Source organism: Enterobacter cloacae complex sp. XAL002 (genome assembly GCF_049236805.1).
GTDB classification, from domain to species: Bacteria; Pseudomonadota; Gammaproteobacteria; order Enterobacterales; family Enterobacteriaceae; genus Enterobacter; species Enterobacter intestinihominis.
Genome location: NZ_JBMKJN010000002.1, coordinates 123,318 through 143,594 on the forward strand (window position 1 = coordinate 123,318; position 20,277 = coordinate 143,594).

General features: G+C 57.0%; 19 protein-coding genes. 15 read left to right on the forward strand and 4 right to left on the reverse strand.

What is annotated here, in order from left to right:
- Nucleotides 1-9: 9 nt before the first annotated feature.
- Both ACOT0L_RS02200 and ACOT0L_RS02205 read right to left on the reverse strand, forming a co-directional pair.
- The gene (locus ACOT0L_RS02200) at nt 10-1,407 is read right to left on the reverse strand and encodes an MFS transporter (RefSeq protein WP_032626005.1); all 1,398 of its coding nucleotides are present in this window, start codon (nt 1,405-1,407) and stop codon (nt 10-12) included.
- Between the two features lie 27 nt (nt 1,408-1,434).
- Complete coding sequence (locus ACOT0L_RS02205) at nt 1,435-2,604, reverse strand: M20 aminoacylase family protein (protein WP_126502694.1); 1,170 nt, start codon at nt 2,602-2,604, stop codon at nt 1,435-1,437.
- Nucleotides 2,605-2,775: 171 nt separating this feature from the next.
- On the opposite strand from ACOT0L_RS02205, the gene ACOT0L_RS02210 reads away from it, so the two are divergent.
- Nucleotides 2,776-5,130, forward strand: a complete 2,355-nt coding sequence (locus ACOT0L_RS02210) for a helix-turn-helix domain-containing protein (protein WP_038416606.1) — start codon at nt 2,776-2,778, stop codon at nt 5,128-5,130.
- Here ACOT0L_RS02210 and queD read toward each other — a convergent pair.
- The gene (gene queD / locus ACOT0L_RS02215) at nt 5,115-5,480 is read right to left on the reverse strand and encodes a 6-carboxytetrahydropterin synthase QueD (RefSeq protein ID WP_006811776.1); all 366 of its coding nucleotides are present in this window, start codon (nt 5,478-5,480) and stop codon (nt 5,115-5,117) included. The genes ACOT0L_RS02210 and queD overlap by 16 nt on opposite strands.
- A 303-nt stretch (nt 5,481-5,783) precedes the next feature.
- On the opposite strand from queD, the gene cysJ reads away from it, so the two are divergent.
- The 3 genes from cysJ to cysH all read left to right on the forward strand — a co-directional run bounded on the left by cysJ (nt 5,784) and on the right by cysH (nt 10,135).
- Nucleotides 5,784-7,589, forward strand: coding sequence for an NADPH-dependent assimilatory sulfite reductase flavoprotein subunit (gene cysJ, locus ACOT0L_RS02220; protein WP_126502695.1), 1,806 nt, complete (start codon nt 5,784-5,786; stop codon nt 7,587-7,589).
- Nucleotides 7,589-9,301 (forward strand): assimilatory sulfite reductase (NADPH) hemoprotein subunit, encoded by a 1,713-nt coding sequence (gene cysI, locus ACOT0L_RS02225; protein WP_038416604.1) that lies wholly within the window; start codon nt 7,589-7,591, stop codon nt 9,299-9,301. Before cysJ ends, cysI begins: the two co-directional genes overlap by 1 nt.
- 99 nt (nt 9,302-9,400) lie before the next feature.
- Nucleotides 9,401-10,135 carry a phosphoadenosine phosphosulfate reductase gene (gene cysH / locus ACOT0L_RS02230; protein WP_023298485.1) on the forward strand — a complete coding sequence of 245 codons (735 nt, stop codon included), beginning with the start codon at nt 9,401-9,403 and terminating at the stop codon, nt 10,133-10,135.
- 93 nt (nt 10,136-10,228) lie between these two features.
- On the opposite strand, the gene ACOT0L_RS02235 is transcribed toward cysH, so the two are convergent.
- Nucleotides 10,229-11,272 (reverse strand): aminopeptidase, encoded by a 1,044-nt coding sequence (locus ACOT0L_RS02235; RefSeq protein WP_023298484.1) that lies wholly within the window; start codon nt 11,270-11,272, stop codon nt 10,229-10,231.
- A gap of 237 nt (nt 11,273-11,509) precedes the next feature.
- On the opposite strand from ACOT0L_RS02235, the gene cysG reads away from it, so the two are divergent.
- The 11 genes from cysG to ACOT0L_RS02290 all read left to right on the forward strand — a co-directional run bounded on the left by cysG (nt 11,510) and on the right by ACOT0L_RS02290 (nt 20,218).
- Nucleotides 11,510-12,868: a siroheme synthase CysG gene (gene cysG, locus ACOT0L_RS02240; RefSeq protein WP_063146469.1), complete on the forward strand. Its 1,359-nt coding sequence runs from the start codon at nt 11,510-11,512 to the stop codon at nt 12,866-12,868.
- A 9-nt stretch (nt 12,869-12,877) separates the two neighbouring features.
- Nucleotides 12,878-13,786 (forward strand): sulfate adenylyltransferase subunit CysD, encoded by a 909-nt coding sequence (gene cysD / locus ACOT0L_RS02245; protein WP_006811770.1) that lies wholly within the window; start codon nt 12,878-12,880, stop codon nt 13,784-13,786.
- A gap of 9 nt (nt 13,787-13,795) precedes the next feature.
- The gene (gene cysN, locus ACOT0L_RS02250) at nt 13,796-15,220 is read left to right on the forward strand and encodes a sulfate adenylyltransferase subunit CysN (RefSeq protein WP_022649189.1); all 1,425 of its coding nucleotides are present in this window, start codon (nt 13,796-13,798) and stop codon (nt 15,218-15,220) included.
- Nucleotides 15,220-15,825, forward strand: coding sequence for an adenylyl-sulfate kinase (cysC, locus tag ACOT0L_RS02255; RefSeq protein WP_022649188.1), 606 nt, complete (start codon nt 15,220-15,222; stop codon nt 15,823-15,825). Before cysN ends, cysC begins: the two co-directional genes overlap by 1 nt.
- Before the next feature lie 58 nt (nt 15,826-15,883).
- On the forward strand, nt 15,884-16,210 hold the full coding sequence (locus ACOT0L_RS02260) for a DUF3561 family protein (protein WP_006811767.1): 327 nt from the start codon (nt 15,884-15,886) through the stop codon (nt 16,208-16,210).
- 79 nt (nt 16,211-16,289) lie between these two features.
- Nucleotides 16,290-16,601 carry a cell division protein FtsB gene (gene ftsB / locus ACOT0L_RS02265; protein ID WP_003862095.1) on the forward strand — a complete coding sequence of 104 codons (312 nt, stop codon included), beginning with the start codon at nt 16,290-16,292 and terminating at the stop codon, nt 16,599-16,601.
- A gap of 19 nt (nt 16,602-16,620) precedes the next feature.
- The gene (gene ispD / locus ACOT0L_RS02270) at nt 16,621-17,331 is read left to right on the forward strand and encodes a 2-C-methyl-D-erythritol 4-phosphate cytidylyltransferase (protein WP_126502696.1); all 711 of its coding nucleotides are present in this window, start codon (nt 16,621-16,623) and stop codon (nt 17,329-17,331) included.
- Entirely contained in the window at nt 17,331-17,810 is a 480-nt protein-coding gene (gene ispF, locus ACOT0L_RS02275; protein WP_003862097.1) for a 2-C-methyl-D-erythritol 2,4-cyclodiphosphate synthase, read from the forward strand. Before ispD ends, ispF begins: the two co-directional genes overlap by 1 nt.
- Nucleotides 17,807-18,856, forward strand: a complete 1,050-nt coding sequence (gene truD / locus ACOT0L_RS02280) for a tRNA pseudouridine(13) synthase TruD (RefSeq protein WP_126502697.1) — start codon at nt 17,807-17,809, stop codon at nt 18,854-18,856. Before ispF ends, truD begins: the two co-directional genes overlap by 4 nt.
- Nucleotides 18,837-19,598, forward strand: coding sequence for a 5'/3'-nucleotidase SurE (surE, locus tag ACOT0L_RS02285; RefSeq protein WP_017382816.1), 762 nt, complete (start codon nt 18,837-18,839; stop codon nt 19,596-19,598). Before truD ends, surE begins: the two co-directional genes overlap by 20 nt.
- Nucleotides 19,592-20,218, forward strand: coding sequence for a protein-L-isoaspartate(D-aspartate) O-methyltransferase (locus ACOT0L_RS02290; RefSeq protein WP_022649184.1), 627 nt, complete (start codon nt 19,592-19,594; stop codon nt 20,216-20,218). The genes surE and ACOT0L_RS02290 overlap by 7 nt, the downstream gene beginning before the upstream one ends.
- The last annotated feature ends 59 nt before the right edge of the window (nt 20,219-20,277 follow it).

The following is a 20,277-nucleotide window of genomic DNA, read 5'->3' on the forward strand; positions in this document are numbered from 1 at the left end:
TGGCCCCGCTTAACGCGGGGCTTTTGTTGTTGGCAGTAAAGCCCAGGTCACTACGGCTGACCCAAGACAAATCGCACTGTTGAAAAGCAAGGCATACTGCGCGGCACTGGCCGTTCCCATCGGCAGCCATAGGGCGTACAGCGATGCGGTGACCGCGATCCCCATTGCGCCGCCCAGGGAACTGCCCATCTTATAGATCCCTGAAGCCACCCCCACTTTGTTTTCAGGGGCATTCATTACCGCCGTGTCCGTTGAGGGCGTGGCGTAACATCCGAGCCCCAGCCCGAATAAAATATTGCTCAGAAAGACGGTGACAATGTAGACCTCTTTGCTTAAGAAGGTGCATGAAATCAGCGTAATACCTGTTGCGGTCAGCAGCGGGCCGGTCATCATCGGCAGCCTGGCGCCATAGCGCTGAAGCAGTTTTTCACCCACCCGGATCATCGCCAGTACGGTAACCAGATACCCCAGCGTCATCATGCCGGTCTGTAGCGGTGACAGATGATGGCCTTGCTGCAACCAGATGCTGGCGATCATCATGGTGCCAATGCAGCCGTTGAGCAGGAAATTTGAGAATACCGAGGCGCTATAGGCACGGTTTTTAAACAGGGCGAAATCGATCAGCGCCGCATCGCCCTTCCGCCGCCCGGTAACGACAAAGCACATCAGTGCAATCACGGCTCCACACAGTACAAGAAGCGATAAACTGCTGCTCCAGCCCCAGCTGTGTCCTTTGCTGATAAACAGATTGAACAGCACCAGCATAAGGACAAAACTCACCAGGCCGCTGATATCCAGCTTGTGTCGACACGCATCAGGGCTGCGGCTTTCCGGCGTGGCGCGGATAAGTAATAGCGCGACCAGAGCCACCACTATCGACAAAATAAAAATCCAGCGCCAGCCCAGCGTGGTGGCGATTGCGCCTCCCACAAACGAGCTCAGGCCACTCCCGCCCCATGAACCAATAACCCAGAAGCTGATTGCGCGCTGGCGTGCTTTCCCTTCATACCAGGTCTTAATCAGCGCCAGCGTGGCGGGCATGATGCAGGCCGCGGATAGCCCCTGTATCGCTCTTCCCAACAGAAACAGGACGGGCTCCCATGAAATGAACAGCAGACCGCTTCCGATCATGCTCAAAATCAGGCCTGTCATGGTCAGGCGCATGCGCCCAAACTTATCGGCAAACCCACCGCAGGCTACGACAAAACAGCCGCTAAACAACGCGCTCAGGCTGACGGCCAGCGTAAGGGTTTCGAGGGCAATGTCGAGGCTATTCTGCATGGCCGGAACCACGTTGATAACCGACTGGGCAAACAGCCAGAAGGTCAGAACGCTCATGACGATACCCGCCAGCAGCCGATCGTTACCGGCGTAGGCGGATGCGTCTGTCAGGGAAACGGTACTCATAATGCAGCCCTCCCGGGAAGGTGCGAATCAGCGCAGATAGTGTTCGGTCAGTGCGGCCCACAGCGCCGCGCCGGTGAGGAGAATAGTGTCGTTAAAGTCGTAGCCCGGGTTATGCACCATGCAGCGGTCAGGCTCATCGCCAGCGCCAAGTGTGAAATAACAGCCATTGGGATTTTTCTCGAGCATGAACGCAAAGTCCTCGCTGCCCATAAACGCATTCACCTCCGCGACGGAATCCTGACCGAACAGATCGGTGGCGACGTTGCGCACCATCTCATTGGCTTGCGGATTGTTTTTCAGTACCGGGCTGCCATTAATGTGTCGAATGGTAGCCGTGGCATTGAAACTTTCCGCCTGCGCAACGGCGATATCATGGATGCGCTGTAGCACGGTTTGCCGCACGCTTTCATCCAGCGTGCGCACGGTAAGTTTCATCAATACTTTGTCGTTGATGATGTTGGGGGCATGTCCAGCCTGAATGCTGCCTACGGTAACGACGGCAGGCTGAAAAGGGGTGATATTGCGCGAAACAATGGACTGCAAAGCGATAGTGATATGACAGGCAACCAGGGTGGCGTCTACGGTATGTTCTGGCACCGCACCGTGACCCCCCACGCCGTTAACCTCAATATGAAGGATGTCCGAAGAGGCCATCATGGCGCCATCGCGCAGACCAATTTTTCCGACGGGCTGTGACGGCATATTGTGCAGACCAAAAATGTGGTCGCAGGGGAACAGGTCAAACAAACCGTCCTCTACCATAACGCGTCCGCCATACAGAAGTTCTTCCGCGGGCTGAAAAATAAGGTGCAGCGTGCCGTTAAAATTGCGGGTGCGTGCCAGGTACTCCGCTGCATACAGGAGCGTTGTGGTGTGGCCGTCATGACCGCAGCCGTGGAATTTACCCTCAACGGTACTGCTCCAGGCCTTGCCGCTGTTTTCCTGCATAGGCAGCGCATCCATGTCGGCGCGCAGACCCAGGCGTTTAGTCCCGTTACCCACCTTCAGCGTGCCGACCACACCGGTTTTCGCCAGGCCGCGATGAACCTCATATCCCCATTCCTCAAGCAACGCCGCAACGCGATCGCTCGTATTGTGCTCCTCAAAACCAATTTCAGGATGCTGATGAAAATAGCGACGTAATTCAGTGAACTGGGCTTCTTTGCCGCGCAGAGCTTCGATAATTGGATGTGTCATTTTTGTTATCCTTTTTATGCCAAACGGTGATAATTTCGAGTCTATGACGATCGCACTGCCAGAAAATGCATTTTTTTGTTGTAAAGCGACGGTTTTGTTTTGATTGTTTTTCATACAATTCCGTTATGACAAAAAAGAGCCGGTCATTATTTGTCTTTGATGAGGGGAAAGATGAATCAGCGGGGAGATGAATTTTGGGTGGAGATCCAGGACATTCGCCACTGCGTGGAGGATGAAGGCGATACGCTAACGTTGCTCTGGGTGCTGGAAGGGCGGGCTGAGCTGAATACCGATGTGGGACGTGACATCCTGGAGGCCAATACCCTTGCCATCATCAACCGTCATCGGCGCTGGCAGTTCACGAGCGAAACGGCAAATATCACCCTGCGCGTGTCCCTTTCCGGGCGCTGGGTGGTCCAGCTCTGCAATGATTTTTTTGTCCATGATTACGCTATACCGGCAGAAGCCGGAGGCGTCTGGCCCCAATGCGATGCGCTTCGCGATCTGCTGCGCCAGCTTCTTGTGGTCACCCTCATCAACGACCCACACCGCTACCGGCTGGAGGCGTACCGCTGGCTGAGCGAGATATTGCTGTTGCTGACCAGCCGCTTTCAGCAGCCCGCCCGGTTTTTGTCCCGTGAACTTTCCCCAGCGCACAGCAAACGCATTGCCCGGGTGATAGAGCGGATCAATGCCAGTTATTCTCGCCGTATTACGCTTGCGGAAATCGCCGCGAGTGAATATGTCTCTGAAGCCTGGCTCTCTCGTCTCTTTAGAAAGGAAGTGGGGATCAGTTTCATGCAGTACATCACCACCCTGCGGCTGGAAAAGGCGGCTGACGCGCTCCGTCTGACGAACCGACCGCTGCATCAGATTGCGCTTGAGCAGGGTTTCGCCAGCACGCGTATGATGACCGATCGGTTTCGGCGTGTTCACAATATGTCCCCGGGTGAGTTTCGTAAGTCCCGACGCCAGCACCCGGAGGCCACACGTGTTCGTACGGACAGGTGTGAGCAGCGCTATCCGGTGGCCATGGATAAACTGTTTAGCCTGCTCAATGAACCGGTGGCGCGCGGCTGGGGAGCCTCCCCGCTTATCGATCGACCGCAGCAGGAGCAGACACTGGATCTTGAGCAGCTTAATCCTCTCTCCACCTCGCTGCGCCGTATGCGGGTGGTCATTACCCTGCGTGAGCTCGACGATTTACTGCGTGAGGACGTTCGTCAGAATCTTGAAGCGATAAATGAGGCCATTCCCATAGAGGGAATTGATATCGCCGAACCTTTTCTCAGCAGCCGTCTGTTTGCCACCGGGTGGGATGACCCCCAGATGGCGGGCTACGCCTGCTGGTACAATCTGCATCAGCTCTTCACCTGGCTGGCAAAAAAGCAATGGACGGTGCTGCTGCACACCGGCGTAACGACCCGTCGCGATCTACTTGCCCGTTTTTTACAACGGTCGGTCAATCATTTTTCGCCCGAGATCACCGCGGGCTGGCACTTTGTCATGCACTGGTCAACACAGGCGAGTGAGGAGACCCGGGAGCAGGTCTGGCTGGCGCAACAAAACGTCATACGCAACTATCTGCCACAGGCAAAGTTTGGTTTATGGCATCGATTTTCACCCGACAGCGCGGGCGTGAGCGACAATACCCTGTTCAGCTCAGCCATCCTGATGCAGGCCGATTTTCTTGCCTGTTCAGCCGATGCCAATGAACTTCTCGATCCTGCGCAGCGGGAGCCAGCCCAACTCTCTTCTACAGAAAATTATCCGGTACAGAAGATCCGCCAGATTATCGCCGCCCTTCGTCTGCGCAAATGTTCGCTTCCCGTCTGGCTTCTCTCCTGGAATACCCTCACCGGGAACACGCGGGCGACAAACGGCTGGTTTTTTCGTGGGGCGCTGCTGATGCAGAGCCTGCTCGGGCTATCGGAACAGGTCTGGCTAGGGGGATTCTGGCTCAATTCGGGCCTTCAGGGTGAAGCCCGTGCGAACAACACCATCGATACGTCAAGCCTTGCGCTACAGTACAACCATGGTCTTCCACGGCCGGTTTATTGGGTACTCTGGCTCTGGCAACGCCTGCGGGGCGAGGTGCTGGTAAACGACGGGCGTGTTCTGCTCACGCGCCATCACAATGGTTACCAGTTGCTGCTGCGTAATGTGGTGGTTTTTAATCCGCTCCTTTCCAGTGAAGAAGCATTCATCCAGCGTTTTCGCCAGCAGTATCATTTACACCTGAAGGGAATGCGCGGTATTTGGCGAATTAAACGCCATCTTTTCGATCAGCATAACGGCGCGCTCTATCCGTTGCTTGAAGGGGTAGGCAGCGAAAGCGGCCCTGACGAAGAGATGTGGCGCTGGATAGCGCACAAAGCGCGTCCAACGCTTTCCCTGTACGATGAACGCATTGATGACGGCTGGCAACTGACAGAATCACTGGAGAGTAATGCGCTGGTGCTCTATGAGTTTACGCCGCTCGTGCCTCTTGAGGCCGAAACGGAGGAGATTCACTCCCCGCGGTAGACGCAGCCTGCCGTGCAGGTCTCTTTGATCATCACCGCGCTTAGCAGCGGCACAAGCGGTTTCATCTGATCCCAAATCCATTTAGCCAGCACTTCGCTGGTCGGGTTTTCAAGGCCCGGAATATCATTCAGATAGTAGTGATCGAGACGATCGTAGGTCGGCTTAAACGCGGCCTTCAGTTCGGCAAAGTCCATGATCCAGCCCGTATGGGGATCGACTTCACCGGTGATTTCAAGACGCACCATAAACGAGTGTCCATGCAGGCGGCCACATTTGTGCCCGGCAGGAACGTGTGGAAGGTGGTGTGCGGCTTCGAAGGTGAAATCTTTAAACAGTGTGGTGGACATCATAGCTCTCAGGAATGCGGAAAAAACCGCCGCATAGTACCGGAAAGCACAATTTTTATCATTAACTAAAACGGCTCTGAACGGTCACCGCCTCGTATTCATGGTGTTTATCGACTTTTGTTGTTTTATTTCATATAGTTATTTAATCGCTTTTATCGTTAAGAACGATAACTAAAACAGGTTAGTCCATTTGGTTATTTATTATTTCCATCCCTTCTTTAATTGTTATTATCCCCGCCGTTAACCTTATCTTCAGTTTGGATTTATTCGCTTAAAGTCCGCTTTGCTACTGGAACATAACGACGCATGACAACACAGGCCCCACCTTCAAATTTGCTTCCCCTTAACCCGGAGCAACTGGCGCGCCTCCAGGCCGCGACTTCCGATTTTTCACCCACCCAGCTTGCCTGGGTCTCCGGCTATTTCTGGGGAATGCTGAACCAGCAGCCGGGTGCTGTGGCAGGCGTACCGCCAACGGCCGTTGAAATTCCTGCCATCACGCTTATCTCCGCTTCGCAAACGGGTAATGCCCGTCGTGTGGCCGAAGCGCTGCGTGATGACCTGCTCGCCGCGAAGCTGAACGTTAACCTGGTCAACGCCGGGGATTATAAATTCAAACAGATCGCGTCAGAAAAACTGCTGGTGGTGGTGGCGTCAACGCAGGGGGAAGGTGAGCCTGCTGAAGAAGCCGTCGCGCTGCATAAGTTCCTGTTCTCGAAAAAAGCACCAAAGCTCGAGGGCACCGCCTTTGCCGTCTTCGGCCTCGGTGATACGTCCTATGAATTTTTCTGCCAGTCCGGTAAAGATTTCGACAGCAAGCTGGCGGAGCTGGGCGCAGAGCGCCTGCTGGATCGCGTAGACGCTGACGTGGAATACCAGGCTGCCGCCGCCGAATGGCGGGCACGCATCGTTGAGGTGCTGAAGGCCCGCGTCCCGAAAGAGACGCCAGCGCAGGCCGCCGTTACCGTAGCCGGCACCGTTAACGAAATCCACACCAGCCCTTACACGAAAGAGGCGCCGCTGACGGCGAGCCTGTCGGTAAACCAGAAAATCACGGGCCGTGATTCAGAAAAAGACGTGCGCCATATCGAAATCGATCTCGGTGACTCTGGCCTGCGTTACCAGCCTGGCGATGCGCTGGGCGTCTGGTATCAGAACGATCCGGCGCTGGTGAAAGAGCTGGTCGAGCTGCTGTGGCTGAAAGGCGATGAACCGGTTACCGTGGATGGCAAAACGCTCTCGATTTCCGAGGCGCTCCAGTGGCATTTCGAACTGACGGTGAACACCGCCAACATCGTTGAAAACTACGCCACCTTAACCCGCAGCGAATCGCTCCTTCCGCTGGTCGGGGATAAGGCGAAGTTACAGCAATACGCGGCGACAACGCCGATTGTCGATATGGTGCGTTTCTCTCCGGCACAGCTGGATGCTGACGCGCTGGTCGGCCTGCTGCGTCCGCTGACCCCGCGCCTGTACTCCATCGCCTCCTCGCAGGCGGAAGTGGAAAACGAAGTCCACATCACCGTTGGCGTGGTGCGTTACGACATCGAAGGCCGCGCGCGCGCGGGTGGGGCGTCAGGCTTCCTGGCAGACCGCGTGGAAGAAGAGGGTGAAGTTCGCGTCTTTATCGAGCACAACGACAACTTCCGCCTGCCGGCGAACCCCGAAACGCCGGTGATTATGATTGGCCCGGGCACCGGTATTGCGCCATTCCTCGCCTTTATGCAGCAGCGTGCAGCAGACGACGCGCCGGGTAAAAACTGGCTGTTCTTCGGCAACCCGCACTTTACTGAAGATTTCCTCTACCAGGTTGAGTGGCAGCGCTACGTCAAAGAGGGCGTGCTGACCCGCATCGATCTGGCCTGGTCCCGCGATCAGAAAGAAAAAGTATACGTACAAGACAAACTGCGCGAACAGGGCGCAGAGCTGTGGCGCTGGATCAATGACGGCGCCCACATTTATGTCTGCGGCGACGCCAATCGCATGGCGAAAGACGTTGAGCAGGCACTGCTGGAAGTGATTGCCGAATTCGGCGGTATGGATGCCGAAACGGCGGATGAATTTTTAAGTGAGCTGCGCGTAGAGCGCCGTTATCAGCGAGATGTCTACTAATGAGCGAAAAACATCCTGGCCCACTGGTGGTCGAAGGCAAACTGACTGATGCCGAGCGCATGAAGGTAGAGAGCAACTACCTGCGCGGTACCATTGCCGAAGATTTAAATGACGGCCTGACCGGCGGTTTCAAAGGCGACAACTTCCTGCTGATCCGTTTCCACGGTATGTACCAACAGGACGACCGCGATATCCGCGCCGAGCGTGCCGAACAGAAGCTGGAGCCGCGTCACGCGATGCTGCTGCGCTGTCGTCTGCCGGGCGGGGTAATCACTACGAAACAGTGGCAGGCGATCGACAAGTTTGCCGGTGAAAACACAATCTACGGCAGCATTCGTCTGACCAACCGTCAGACCTTCCAGTTCCACGGCATTCTGAAGAAGAACGTCAAGCCGGTGCACCAGATGCTGCACTCCGTGGGTCTGGACGCGCTGGCGACTGCCAACGACATGAACCGTAACGTGCTCTGCACCTCGAACCCGTACGAATCTGAGCTGCACGCCGAAGCGTACGAGTGGGCGAAAAAAATCTCCGAACATCTGCTGCCACGTACCCGCGCCTATGCGGAGATCTGGCTCGATCAGGAGAAAGTCGCCACCACCGATGAAGAGCCGATCCTCGGTCAGACCTACCTGCCGCGTAAGTTTAAAACCACGGTGGTGATCCCGCCGCAGAACGATATCGACCTGCACGCCAACGACATGAACTTCGTGGCGATTGCCGAAAACGGCAAGCTGGTCGGCTTTAACCTGCTGGTGGGCGGCGGTTTGTCCATTGAGCACGGTAACAAGAAAACTTACGCCCGCACCGCGAGCGAGTTCGGCTTCCTGCCGCTGGAGCACACGCTGGCCGTGGCAGAGGCGGTGGTTACGACCCAGCGCGACTGGGGTAACCGTACCGATCGTAAAAACGCGAAAACCAAATATACCCTTGAGCGCGTAGGCGTCGAGACGTTCAAAGAAGAAGTGGAGCGTCGCGCGGGCATCAAGTTTGAGCCGATCCGCCCTTACGAATTCACCGGTCGCGGCGATCGCATCGGCTGGGTGAAAGGCATCGACAATAACTGGCACCTGACGCTGTTTATCGAAAACGGCCGTATTCTTGATTATCCGGGCCGTCCGCTGAAAACCGGCCTGCTGGAAATCGCAAAGATCCACAAAGGCGAGTTCCGTATTACCGCCAACCAGAACCTGATCGTCGCCAGCGTGCCGGAAAGCGATAAGGCGAGAATTGAAGAGCTGGCCCGCGAGCACGGGTTGATGAATGCGGTGAGCGCGCAGCGTGAAAACTCAATGGCCTGCGTGTCGTTCCCGACCTGTCCGCTGGCGATGGCCGAAGCCGAGCGATTCCTGCCGTCCTTCACTGATAAAGTGGAGGCGATTCTGGAAAAACACGGTATTCCGAACGAGCATATTGTTATGCGCGTGACGGGCTGTCCGAACGGCTGCGGCCGCGCGATGCTGGCCGAAATCGGTCTGGTAGGGAAAGCGCCGGGTCGCTATAACCTGCACCTGGGCGGTAACCGTATCGGGACACGTATTCCGCGTATGTTCCGCGAGAACATCACCGAGCCGGAAATTCTCGATTCCCTCGACGTGCTTATCGGACGCTGGGCGAAAGAGCGCGAAGCGGGTGAAGGCTTCGGCGACTTTACGGTACGTGCGGGCATCATTCGCCCGGTGCTCGATCCCGCAAGGGATTTCTGGGAGTAATCCATCCTTTGCCCGGTGGCGCTTCGCTTACCGGGCCTACGGGTTTTGTAGGCCGGGCAAACGCAGTGCCGCCCGGCGAAACAGGCAAACGAGGTTCTTATGTCCGTACTCGATCTAAACGCCCTTAATGACCTGCCAAAAGTTGAACGCATTCTGGCTCTGGCAGAAACTAACGCCCAACTGGAAAAGCTCGACGCCGAAGGGCGCGTGGCGTGGGCGCTGGAAAACCTGCCGGGAGACTATGTGCTTTCGTCGAGCTTTGGCATTCAGGCGGCGGTCAGTCTGCATCTGGTGAATCAGATCCGTCCGGACATTCCGGTGATCCTCACCGATACCGGCTATCTGTTCCCGGAGACCTATCAGTTTATCGACGAGCTGACGGACAAGCTCAAGCTGAACCTGAAGGTTTATCGCGCAACCGAAAGCGCGGCCTGGCAGGAGGCGCGTTACGGCAAGCTGTGGGAGCAGGGCGTTGAGGGCATCGAGAAATACAATGAGATCAACAAGGTCGAGCCGATGAACCGCGCGCTGAAAGATCTTCATGCGCAGACGTGGTTTGCTGGGCTCCGCCGCGAGCAGTCCGGGAGCCGGGCAACGCTGCCGGTGCTGGCGGTGCAGCGTGGCGTGTTCAAAGTACTGCCGATCATCGACTGGGATAACCGCACGGTGTACCAGTATCTGCAAAAGCACGGGCTGAAGTACCATCCGCTGTGGGATCAAGGCTACCTGTCGGTAGGCGACACCCATACCACGCGTAAATGGGAACCGGGAATGGCGGAAGAAGAGACGCGATTCTTTGGGCTGAAGCGCGAGTGCGGGCTGCACGAAGGGTAATTTTTTTTCGCCCGGTGGCGGCTACGCCTTACCGGGCCTACGTTTCGTGCCGTTGTAGGCCCGGTAAGCGCAGCGCCACCGGGCTTAATTGCATCAGGCTTTCCCCGCTTTCGCCAGCTCCTTCACCAGCGGCAGCATCACTTTCACGACATCCCGGCTGCGGTGCTCAATCCGCTGCGGCAGCGTTTTATCAATGTGCTGCTGGTTATCCAGCCGCACGTCATGCCAGCTGGTCCCGTTTGGGAACGCCTTCGATTTAGCGCGCTGCTGATAGCCATCTTTTTTGCCCAGCGCCCAGTTAGTCGCCTCGACGTACAGCACCGGAATGCCCGCCTTATCAAACACTTCACCGTCATTACAGCAGCCCGTGCCTTTGGGATAATCGGGGTTACCGCCCGGATTTGTCGCGGCATAGACGCCATGCGTGCGGGCAAGCGCCAGCGCGCGGTCGCGGGTGAGTTTACGTACGCTGCTCGGCGTGCTCTGTCCGCTATTAAAATAGAGCTTATCTCCCACGATCAGATTATCGAGGTTAATCACCAGCAACGTATTTTTCTTCTCCTCAGCGGTCATGCGCTTAAGGAGATTCTCAGCGCCGAGTTTTCCTTCTTCTTCACCGCTGGTCGCAACAAAGCGAATGCTGTATTTCGTCGGAATATTCTTCAGGCGTTCGGCCAGCTCAAGCATGACGCCCAGCCCCGCCGCATTGTCATCCAGTCCCTGAAGCGTCAGCCCGCCGAGGTTATTATCGACATCAGCGTCGCTCATCGGCGTGTAGGTATCAAGGTGCGCCATAATAATAATCTGCTCAGCCGCCTTTCCTTCGTGCGCCGCAATGACCGTGCTGCCGGTTACGTTATGCCAGTTCTGCGTTTTATTGCGTGAGGTATAGATGTAGCGGCTGTGGAAAGCGCGAATGTCGCTCTCATAGCCCATATCCGCAAATTGCTGACGAATATAGTCTGCCGAGAGCATTTCGGCTGGGGTTCCGGTCATGCGGCCCGGAAAGACCGTCGCAATATGCCGCGCCTGCATACTGGCTATTTCACCGTAAGATTGATTTTTTGCCTGAGCCGGAAGGATAAAGCAAACGCCGAGCGCCAGGGCAACGAATCGGTGGCGCATTGCGGAAAACATAGTGAGTCCTTAAAAACAGAGCAAAATTTTAACCCGCATAGTATGAAACTGTGATCGGGTAGACACAATTTGAATTGCGCTTAAATGCCCGAAATTTCGCGTGTTAAGCACTTTTTGATATTTGCTTTTCCACGGCGTTATTCCATTGAGTAACTACTCATTCCAATTCGTAATTTCATTCGATCTAAGCCGCCCCCTATAGTCCCTTTATTCCTGGTTGTTAGTGAGTTGTTGCCTGTGGACTATCTCCCCCTTTTTGCCGCCTTGAAAGACCGACCGGTATTGGTTGTCGGGACGGGTGAAATTGCCGATCGCAAAATCGCCTTCCTGCAACGCGCCGGGGCGCAGGTGCAGATCGTTGCAGAGGCGGATTTTGCAGAGTCTCAGATCGACAGCGTGGTACTGGTGATTGCGGCAACCGAAGATCGGGCGCTCAACAGCCGAATCTCCGCCGCAGCCCAGGCCCGTCACCGCCTGGTGAACGTGGTAGACGACCAGCCGTTATGTTCATTTATCTTCCCGTCGATTGTCGACCGCTCGCCGCTGCTGGTGGCGATCTCCTCCGGCGGCACCGCCCCGGTGCTGGCGCGCGTGCTGAGAGAAAAAATCGAAGCGCTGCTGCCGACCAGCCTCGGACGTATGGCGGAGAAGGCCAGCTACTGGCGCAACCATCTGAAAACGCGTCTGAGCAGCGTGACGGAACGCCGTCGCTTCTGGGAGCGTGTGTTTCGCGGCCGCTTTGCCAGCCTGATGCAGGCCGGTAACGAGACGGCGGCGCAACAAATCCTCGAAGACGAACTGGATAACCCCGGCAGTACGGGCGGGGAGATCATTCTAGTGGGCGCCGGGCCGGGCGATGCCGGGCTGCTCACGCTGCGTGGCCTCCAGGTTCTTCAGGATGCGGATGTCGTGTTCTACGACCACCTGGTCACCGACGGTATTCGCGAGCTGATCCGCCGTGACGCGGAGCAAATCTGCGTCGGCAAACGTGCCGGCGAGCACTCCGTGCCGCAGCACGACACCAATCAAATGCTGATTGCCGCCGCGAAAGCGGGCAAAACCGTGGTGCGCCTGAAAGGGGGCGATCCGTTTATCTTCGGTCGTGGTGGCGAGGAGTTGCAGGCGGCAGCCGAAGCGGGCGTCCCGTTCCAGGTGGTTCCCGGCATTACGGCGGCGTCTGCCGTCACGGCCTACGCCGGTATTCCGCTGACCCATCGCGATTACGCCCAGAGCGTGACCTTTGTGACCGGGCACTATAAAGCCGACAGCACGCCGTTTGACTGGTCGCATCTCGCCCAGAGCCGACAAACGCTGGCGATTTATATGGGCACGATGAAAGCGGCAGACATCAGCGAACAGCTTATTCAGCACGGTCGCGATGTGACGACGCCGATAGCGGTGATCTCCCGCGGGACACGCGTCGATCAGCATGTCGCCATCGGCACTTTACAAGACCTTGCAACCCTGGCGAAAGACGCCCCGATGCCCGCCCTGATCGTGGTGGGAGAAGTGGTGCAGTTGCACAGCTCGCTCGCCTGGTTCCAACACACAACCGACACAGAAGGCTTCGGCGCTTCTGTTGTAAATTTGGCTTAAGGAACGGTTATGGACCAAAAACGACTTACTCACCTGCGGCAGCTCGAAGCGGAAAGTATCCACATTATCCGCGAAGTGGCCGCCGAGTTCTCTAACCCGGTGATGATGTACTCCATCGGTAAAGATTCCAGCGTCATGCTGCACCTGGCGCGTAAAGCGTTTTATCCGGGGACGCTGCCGTTCCCGCTGCTGCATGTGGATACCGGCTGGAAATTCCGCGAGATGTACGAGTTTCGTGACCGTACCGCCAAAGCCTACGGCTGCGAGCTGCTGGTGCACAAAAACCCGGAAGGGGTGGCGATGGGCATCAACCCGTTCGTGCACGGCAGCGCCAAGCATACCGATATCATGAAAACCGAAGGGCTGAAGCAGGCGCTGAATAAATACGGTTTTGATGCGGCCTTCGGCGGCGCGCGGCGTGACGAAGAGAAATCCCGCGCCAAAGAGCGTATCTACTCTTTCCGCGACCGCTTCCACCGCTGGGACCCGAAAAACCAGCGTCCGGAGCTGTGGCACAACTACAACGGCCAGATCAACAAGGGCGAAAGCATTCGCGTCTTCCCGCTCTCCAACTGGACCGAGCTGGATATCTGGCAGTACATCTATCTGGAAAATATTGAGATCGTTCCGCTGTATCTGGCAGCAGAGCGCCCGGTCCTGGAGCGCGACGGCATGCTGATGATGATCGACGACGATCGCATTGATTTACAGCCGGGTGAAGTGATCAAAAAACAGATGGTCCGTTTCCGTACTCTCGGCTGCTGGCCGTTGACCGGCGCGGTGGAATCCAGTGCGCAGACGCTGCCGGAGATCATCGAGGAGATGCTGGTGTCGACCACCAGTGAGCGACAGGGCCGCGTGATTGACCGCGACCAGGCAGGCTCCATGGAGCTGAAGAAACGTCAGGGTTATTTCTAAGGAGCCGCCATGAATACGACTATTGCCCAACAAATTGCCGATGAAGGCGGCGTAGAAGCTTATCTGCACGCCCAACAGTACAAAAGTCTGTTGCGTTTCCTGACCTGCGGCAGCGTTGATGACGGGAAAAGTACCCTGATTGGTCGTCTGCTGCACGACACGCGACAAATTTACGAAGATCAGCTCTCTTCCCTGCACAATGACAGTAAACGCCACGGCACCCAGGGCGAAAAACTCGACCTGGCGCTGCTGGTGGACGGCTTGCAGGCGGAGCGCGAGCAGGGCATTACCATTGATGTCGCCTATCGCTACTTCTCTACCGAAAAGCGCAAATTTATTATCGCCGACACCCCGGGGCATGAGCAGTACACCCGTAACATGGCGACCGGCGCGTCCACCTGTGACCTGGCGATCCTGCTGATGGACGCCCGTAAAGGCGTGCTGGATCAGACGCGTCGTCACAGCTTTATCTCTACGCTGCTGGGGATCAAACACCTGGTGGTGGCGGTGAACAAAATGGATCTGGTGGACTACAGCGAAGCGCGATTCGACGAGATCCGCCAGAGCTACCTGACCTTTGCTGAACAGCTGCCGGGCAACCTCGATATTCGCTTTGTGCCGCTGTCGGCGCTGGAAGGGGATAACGTCGCCTCTCAGAGCGCGAACATGCCGTGGTACAGCGGCCCGACGCTGCTGGAGGTGCTGGAAACCGTTGAAATTCAGCGCGTGGTTGAGACCCAGCCGATGCGCTTCCCGGTGCAGTACGTAAACCGTCCGAACCTCGATTTCCGCGGCTTCTCCGGCACCCTTGCGTCCGGCTCGGTCAACGTGGGCCAGCGCGTGAAGGTGCTGCCGTCCGGCGTGGAATCGACCATTGCCCGTATCGTCACCTTTGATGGCGATCTGGACGAAGCAGGGGCAGGTGAAGCGGTAACCCTGGTGCTAAAAGACGAGATTGACATCAGCCGCGGCGATCTGCTGGTCGACGCGCAGGAAACGCTGGCGGCGGTGCAGGGCGCATCCGTGGACGTGGTGTGGATGGCGGAACAGCCCCTGACCGCAGGCCAGAGCTATGACATTAAAATTGCCGGCAAGAAAACCCGCGCCCGCGTGGACGGCATTCAGTTCCAGGTGGACATCAACAACCTGACCCACCGTGACGTGAGCGAGCTGCCGCTGAATGGCATCGGTCTGGTGGATCTGACCTTCGACGAGCCGCTGGTGCTGGATCCGTATCAGCAGAATCCGGTGACGGGCGGGCTGATCTTTATCGACCGCCTGACCAACGTCACCGTCGGCGCCGGGATGGTCCGTGAGCCAAACGCGCAGGCTACCGTGGCCTCTGAGTTCAGCGCGTTTGAACTTGAGCTGAATGCGCTGGTGCGTAAACACTTCCCGCACTGGGGCGCACGCGATTTGCTGGGAGGCAAGTAATGGCTGCCCATGATGAGAACGTCGTCTGGCATCCTCATCCGGTCACCGTCGCCCAGCGCGAACAGCTCCACGGTCACCGTGGGGTTGTGCTGTGGTTTACCGGGCTGTCTGGCTCCGGTAAATCCACGGTGGCAGGCGCGCTGGAAGAGGCGCTGCATCAGCAGGGAGTGAGCACCTACCTGCTGGACGGCGACAACGTGCGTCACGGCCTGTGTAGCGATTTAGGGTTCAGCGATGAAGACCGTAAAGAGAACATTCGCCGGGTGGGAGAAGTCGCCAGCCTGATGGCGGATGCCGGGCTGGTGGTGCTGACGGCGTTTATCTCACCGCACCGCGCCGAACGTCAGATGGTGCGTGAGCGCGTGGGCCGGAATCGCTTCATTGAAGTGTTTGTGGATACGCCGCTGGCAATCTGCGAAGCGCGCGATCCGAAAGGGCTGTATAAAAAAGCCCGCGCGGGAGAGCTGCGAAACTTCACCGGTATTGACTCGGTTTACGAAGCGCCTGAATCCCCTGAGATTCATCTGGAAGGTCAACAATTGGTAACAAATTTAGTAAGCCAATTATTAGACCTGCTCAGACGGGACGATATTATCAGATCCTGAGACGGTATCGTTCGGGAGCTGTCTTCCCGAGCGATGAGTCACGGTCACAGGATTAGCTATGCGCAACAGTGAAAACTACATGATTACCACCGGGTCGGAACCGTTAACGACCGACGACGAGACGACCTGGTCCTTCCCTGGGGCGATTGTCGGCTTTGTGTCGTGGCTACTGGCGCTGGGTATCCCGTTTTTGATCTACGGTGGAAACACCCTCTTTTTCTTCCTCTATACCTGGCCTTTCTTCCTGGCGCTGATGCCCGTTGCGGTTGTGGTGGGCGTGGCGCTGCACTCCCTTTTCAACGGCAAGCTCCTGTATAGTACGCTCATCACTATCGCCACCGTTGTGGTCATCTTTGGCCTGCTGTTTTTATGGCTGATGGGCTAACTTACGGCATAATTAAAACCCCGCAGTAGAGTCCAGCGGAAAGTTATGGGATGATGATGCCGTTTTTTCAGGGGGCAGGATGGGTAAACTAACGCTGCTGTTGCTGGCTTTGCTGGTCTGGCTGCAATATTCGCTGTGGTTCGGCAAAAACGGACTGCACGACTACAGCCGGGTGAGCGATGACGTCGCGGCACAGCAGGCGACAAACGCCAAACTTAAAGCGCGTAACGATCAACTTTTTGCTGAAATTGATGACCTCAATGGCGGCCAGGAGGCGATTGAGGAGCGCGCACGCAATGAACTTAGTATGACTAAGCCGGGCGAAACGTTTTATCGCCTGGTTCCGGATGCGTCTAAACGCAATCAGGGCTCCGCACAAAACAATCGATAATCAGGCCCAGGATTACGACATGGCAGCAACTTTTTCGGACGTCTGTGCCGTGGTGCCGGCCGCAGGTTTTGGCCGGCGTATGCAGACAGAATGTCCTAAGCAGTATCTCTCAATTGGCGATAAAACGATCCTCGAGCACGCCGTGGCGGCGCTGCTGGCGCATGCCCGGGTGAAACGCGTTGTTATTGCCATCAGCCCCGGCGATGCACGTTTTACGCAGCTCCCGCTGGCAAATCATCCACAGATTACCGTCGTTGACGGCGGCGCAGAGCGGGCTGACTCCGTTCTGGCGGGCATTCAGGCTGCCGGGAACGCGCAGTGGGTGCTGGTGCACGATGCCGCGCGTCCCTGTCTGCATCACGACGATCTGTCGCGTCTGCTGGCCCTGAGTGAAACCAGTAAAGTGGGCGGCATTCTGGCCGCCCCGGTGCGTGACACCATGAAGCGTGCCGAACCGGGTAAACCGGCGATTGCCCACACCGTCGAGCGCGTCGATCTGTGGCACGCGCTGACGCCACAATTTTTTCCCCGCGAATTACTCCACGACAGCTTAACGCGAGCGCTTAAAGAAGGTGCGACCATTACGGACGAAGCCTCGGCGCTGGAGTATTGCGGTTTCCACCCCACGCTTGTTGAAGGGCGCGCTGATAATATAAAAGTGACGCGCCCGGAAGACTTACAGCTCGCGGAATTTTATCTTACCCGTACGACCCCTCAGGAGAAGGCATAATGCGTATTGGACACGGTTTTGATGTACACGCCTTTGGCGGCGTTGGCCCAATTATCATTGGCGGCGTGCGCATTCCTTACGAAAAAGGTCTGCTGGCGCATTCTGATGGCGACGTGGCGCTGCATGCGCTGACCGACGCGCTGCTGGGTGCCGCCGCGCTGGGCGACATTGGCAAACTGTTCCCGGACACCGATCCTGCTTTTAAAGGCGCAGACAGCCGCGAACTGCTGCGCGAAGCCTGGCGTCGTATTCAGGCCAAAGGCTACACCCTCGGCAACGTTGATGTGACGATCATTGCCCAGGCACCGAAGATGCTGCCGCATATCCCTCAGATGCGCGTGTTTATCGCTGAAGATCTGGGCTGCCATATGGACGACGTCAACGTCAAAGCGACCACCACGGAGAAGCTGGGCTTTACCGGTCGTGGCGAAGGCATTGCCTGTGAAGCCGTGGCGCTGCTGGTGAAGGCGGCCAAATGACGGATTTCGACAATCTGACGTATCTGCACGGTAAACCGCAGGGCAAGGGTCTGCTGAAAGCCAACCCTGAAGATTTCGTGGTAGTGGAAGATCTGGGTTTTGAGCCGGACGGCGAAGGCGAGCACATCCTGGTGCGCATTCTGAAAAACGGCTGCAACACCCGCTTCGTGGCGGACGCGCTGGCAAAATTCCTCAATATTCACGCCCGCGAAGTGAGCTTTGCCGGTCAAAAAGATAAACATGCCGTGACCGAACAGTGGCTTTGCGCCCGCGTGCCCGGCAATGCCATGCCCGATTTAAGCAAATTTGAGCTTGAGGGCTGTAAGGTACTGGAGTACGCCCGCCATAAACGCAAATTGCGTCTGGGCGCACTGAAAGGTAATGCCTTTACCCTGGTGTTGCGCGAAGTGACCGAACGCGAGGACGTTGAAAAACGCCTGAAGGCCATTAACGAACGCGGCGTACCAAACTATTTCGGCGCTCAGCGCTTTGGTATCGGTGGCAGCAACCTGCTGGGCGCGCTGCGCTGGGCGCAAAGCGGTGCACCGGTGCGCGATCGTAATAAACGCAGTTTTTGGTTGTCGGCGGCCCGCAGTGCGTTGTTTAATCAGATTGTGAGCGAGCGGCTGAAAAAACCGGACGCGAATCAAGTTGTTGTCGGCGATGCGCTACAATTAGCGGGACGCGGAAGCTGGTTTGTGGCAACGGCCGATGAGATGGCCGATGCCCAGTCGCGCGTGGACGCTAAAACGCTGATGATTACCGCCGCCTTGCCGGGCTCAGGCGAGTGGGGAACCCAGGGCGAGGCGCTGGCCGCAGAGCAGTCAGCGGTGGCGGATGCGCCAGAATTACAATCGTTGCTGGTGCGGGAAAAGGTCGAGGCGGCACGTCGTGCGATGCTCCTCTACCCGCAACAGCTGAGCTGGAACTGGTGGGATGACGTAACCGTCGAGTTACGCTTCTGGCTGCCGGCAGGTAGCTTTGCCACCAGTGTTGTCAGGGAACTTATCAACACGTCGGGTGATTATGCGAATATTGCTGAGTAACGATGACGGGATCCATGCGCCAGGTATTCAGACGCTGGCGAAACACCTCCGCGAATTTGCGGATGTGCAGGTCGTGGCTCCCGATCGTAACCGCAGTGGCGCGTCTAACTCATTGACGCTGGAGTCTTCACTTCGCACCTTTACCTTTGAGAATGGCGATATTGCCGTCCAGATGGGGACACCGACCGACTGCGTGTTTCTGGGCGTGAACGCGCTGATGCGCCCGCGGCCGGACGTTGTGGTCTCCGGCATCAATGCCGGGCCAAATCTTGGCGATGATGTGATTTACTCCGGCACCGTGGCCGCGGCGATGGAAGGGCGTCACCTGGGGTTTCCGGCGCTGGCGGTCTCGTTAAACGGTCACACCCACTATGACACAGCCGCTGCGGTGACCTGCTCCATTCTCCGTGCGCTTGGCCGCGAGCCGCTGCGTACCGGACGTATCCTCAATATTAACGTGCCGGACCTCCCGCTGGACGAGATCAAAGGGATCCGCGTGACGCGCTGTGGCAGTCGCCATCCTGCCGATCAGGTTATTCCCCAGCAGGATCCGCGCGGCAATACCCTGTACTGGATCGGCCCGCCGGGAGATAAATGCGATGCCGGGCCAGACACCGACTTCGCTGCGGTGGATGAAGGGTACGTTTCCGTTACGCCGTTGCACGTAGATTTAACCGCTTATAGCGCGCATGATGTGGTGTCGGACTGGTTAGATCGGGTCGGAGTGAACGCGCAATGGTAAGTAAACGTGTACAAACTCTTCTGGAACAATTACGCGCACAGGGGATCGCCAACGAGCAGGTGCTGAACGCGCTTGCCCAGGTTCCCCGTGAGAAGTTTGTAGATGAGGCGTTTGAACACAAAGCGTGGGAAAACGTGGCGTTGCCCATTGGGCAAGGCCAGACGATTTCGCAGCCCTACATGGTGGCGCGTATGACGGAGCTTCTGGAGTTAACGCCAGAGTCCCGGGTGCTGGAAATTGGTACCGGTTCAGGGTATCAAACCGCGATCCTGGCTCACCTTGTGCACCATGTCTGTTCGGTGGAACGGATTAAAGGGTTGCAGTGGCAGGCGCGCCGTCGCCTGAAACAGCTTGATTTACATAATGTATCGACACGCCACGGCGATGGATGGCAGGGTTGGCAGGCTCGCGCCCCGTTTGACGCCATCATTGTCACGGCAGCGCCACCTGAAATCCCCACTGCGCTTCTTTCGCAGCTGGACGAGGGTGGCATTCTTGTATTGCCCGTCGGCGATGAGCAGCAGCTTTTGAAGCGCGTTCGTCGACGCGGCGGCGAGTTTATTATCGATACCGTGGAAGCCGTGCGCTTTGTGCCCCTGGTTAAGGGCGAACTGGCCTGAGACTCGGATTTTTCCAGGGTTATTAAGGCAAATTCAGCGTATGGTGTGGCGCGATAGAT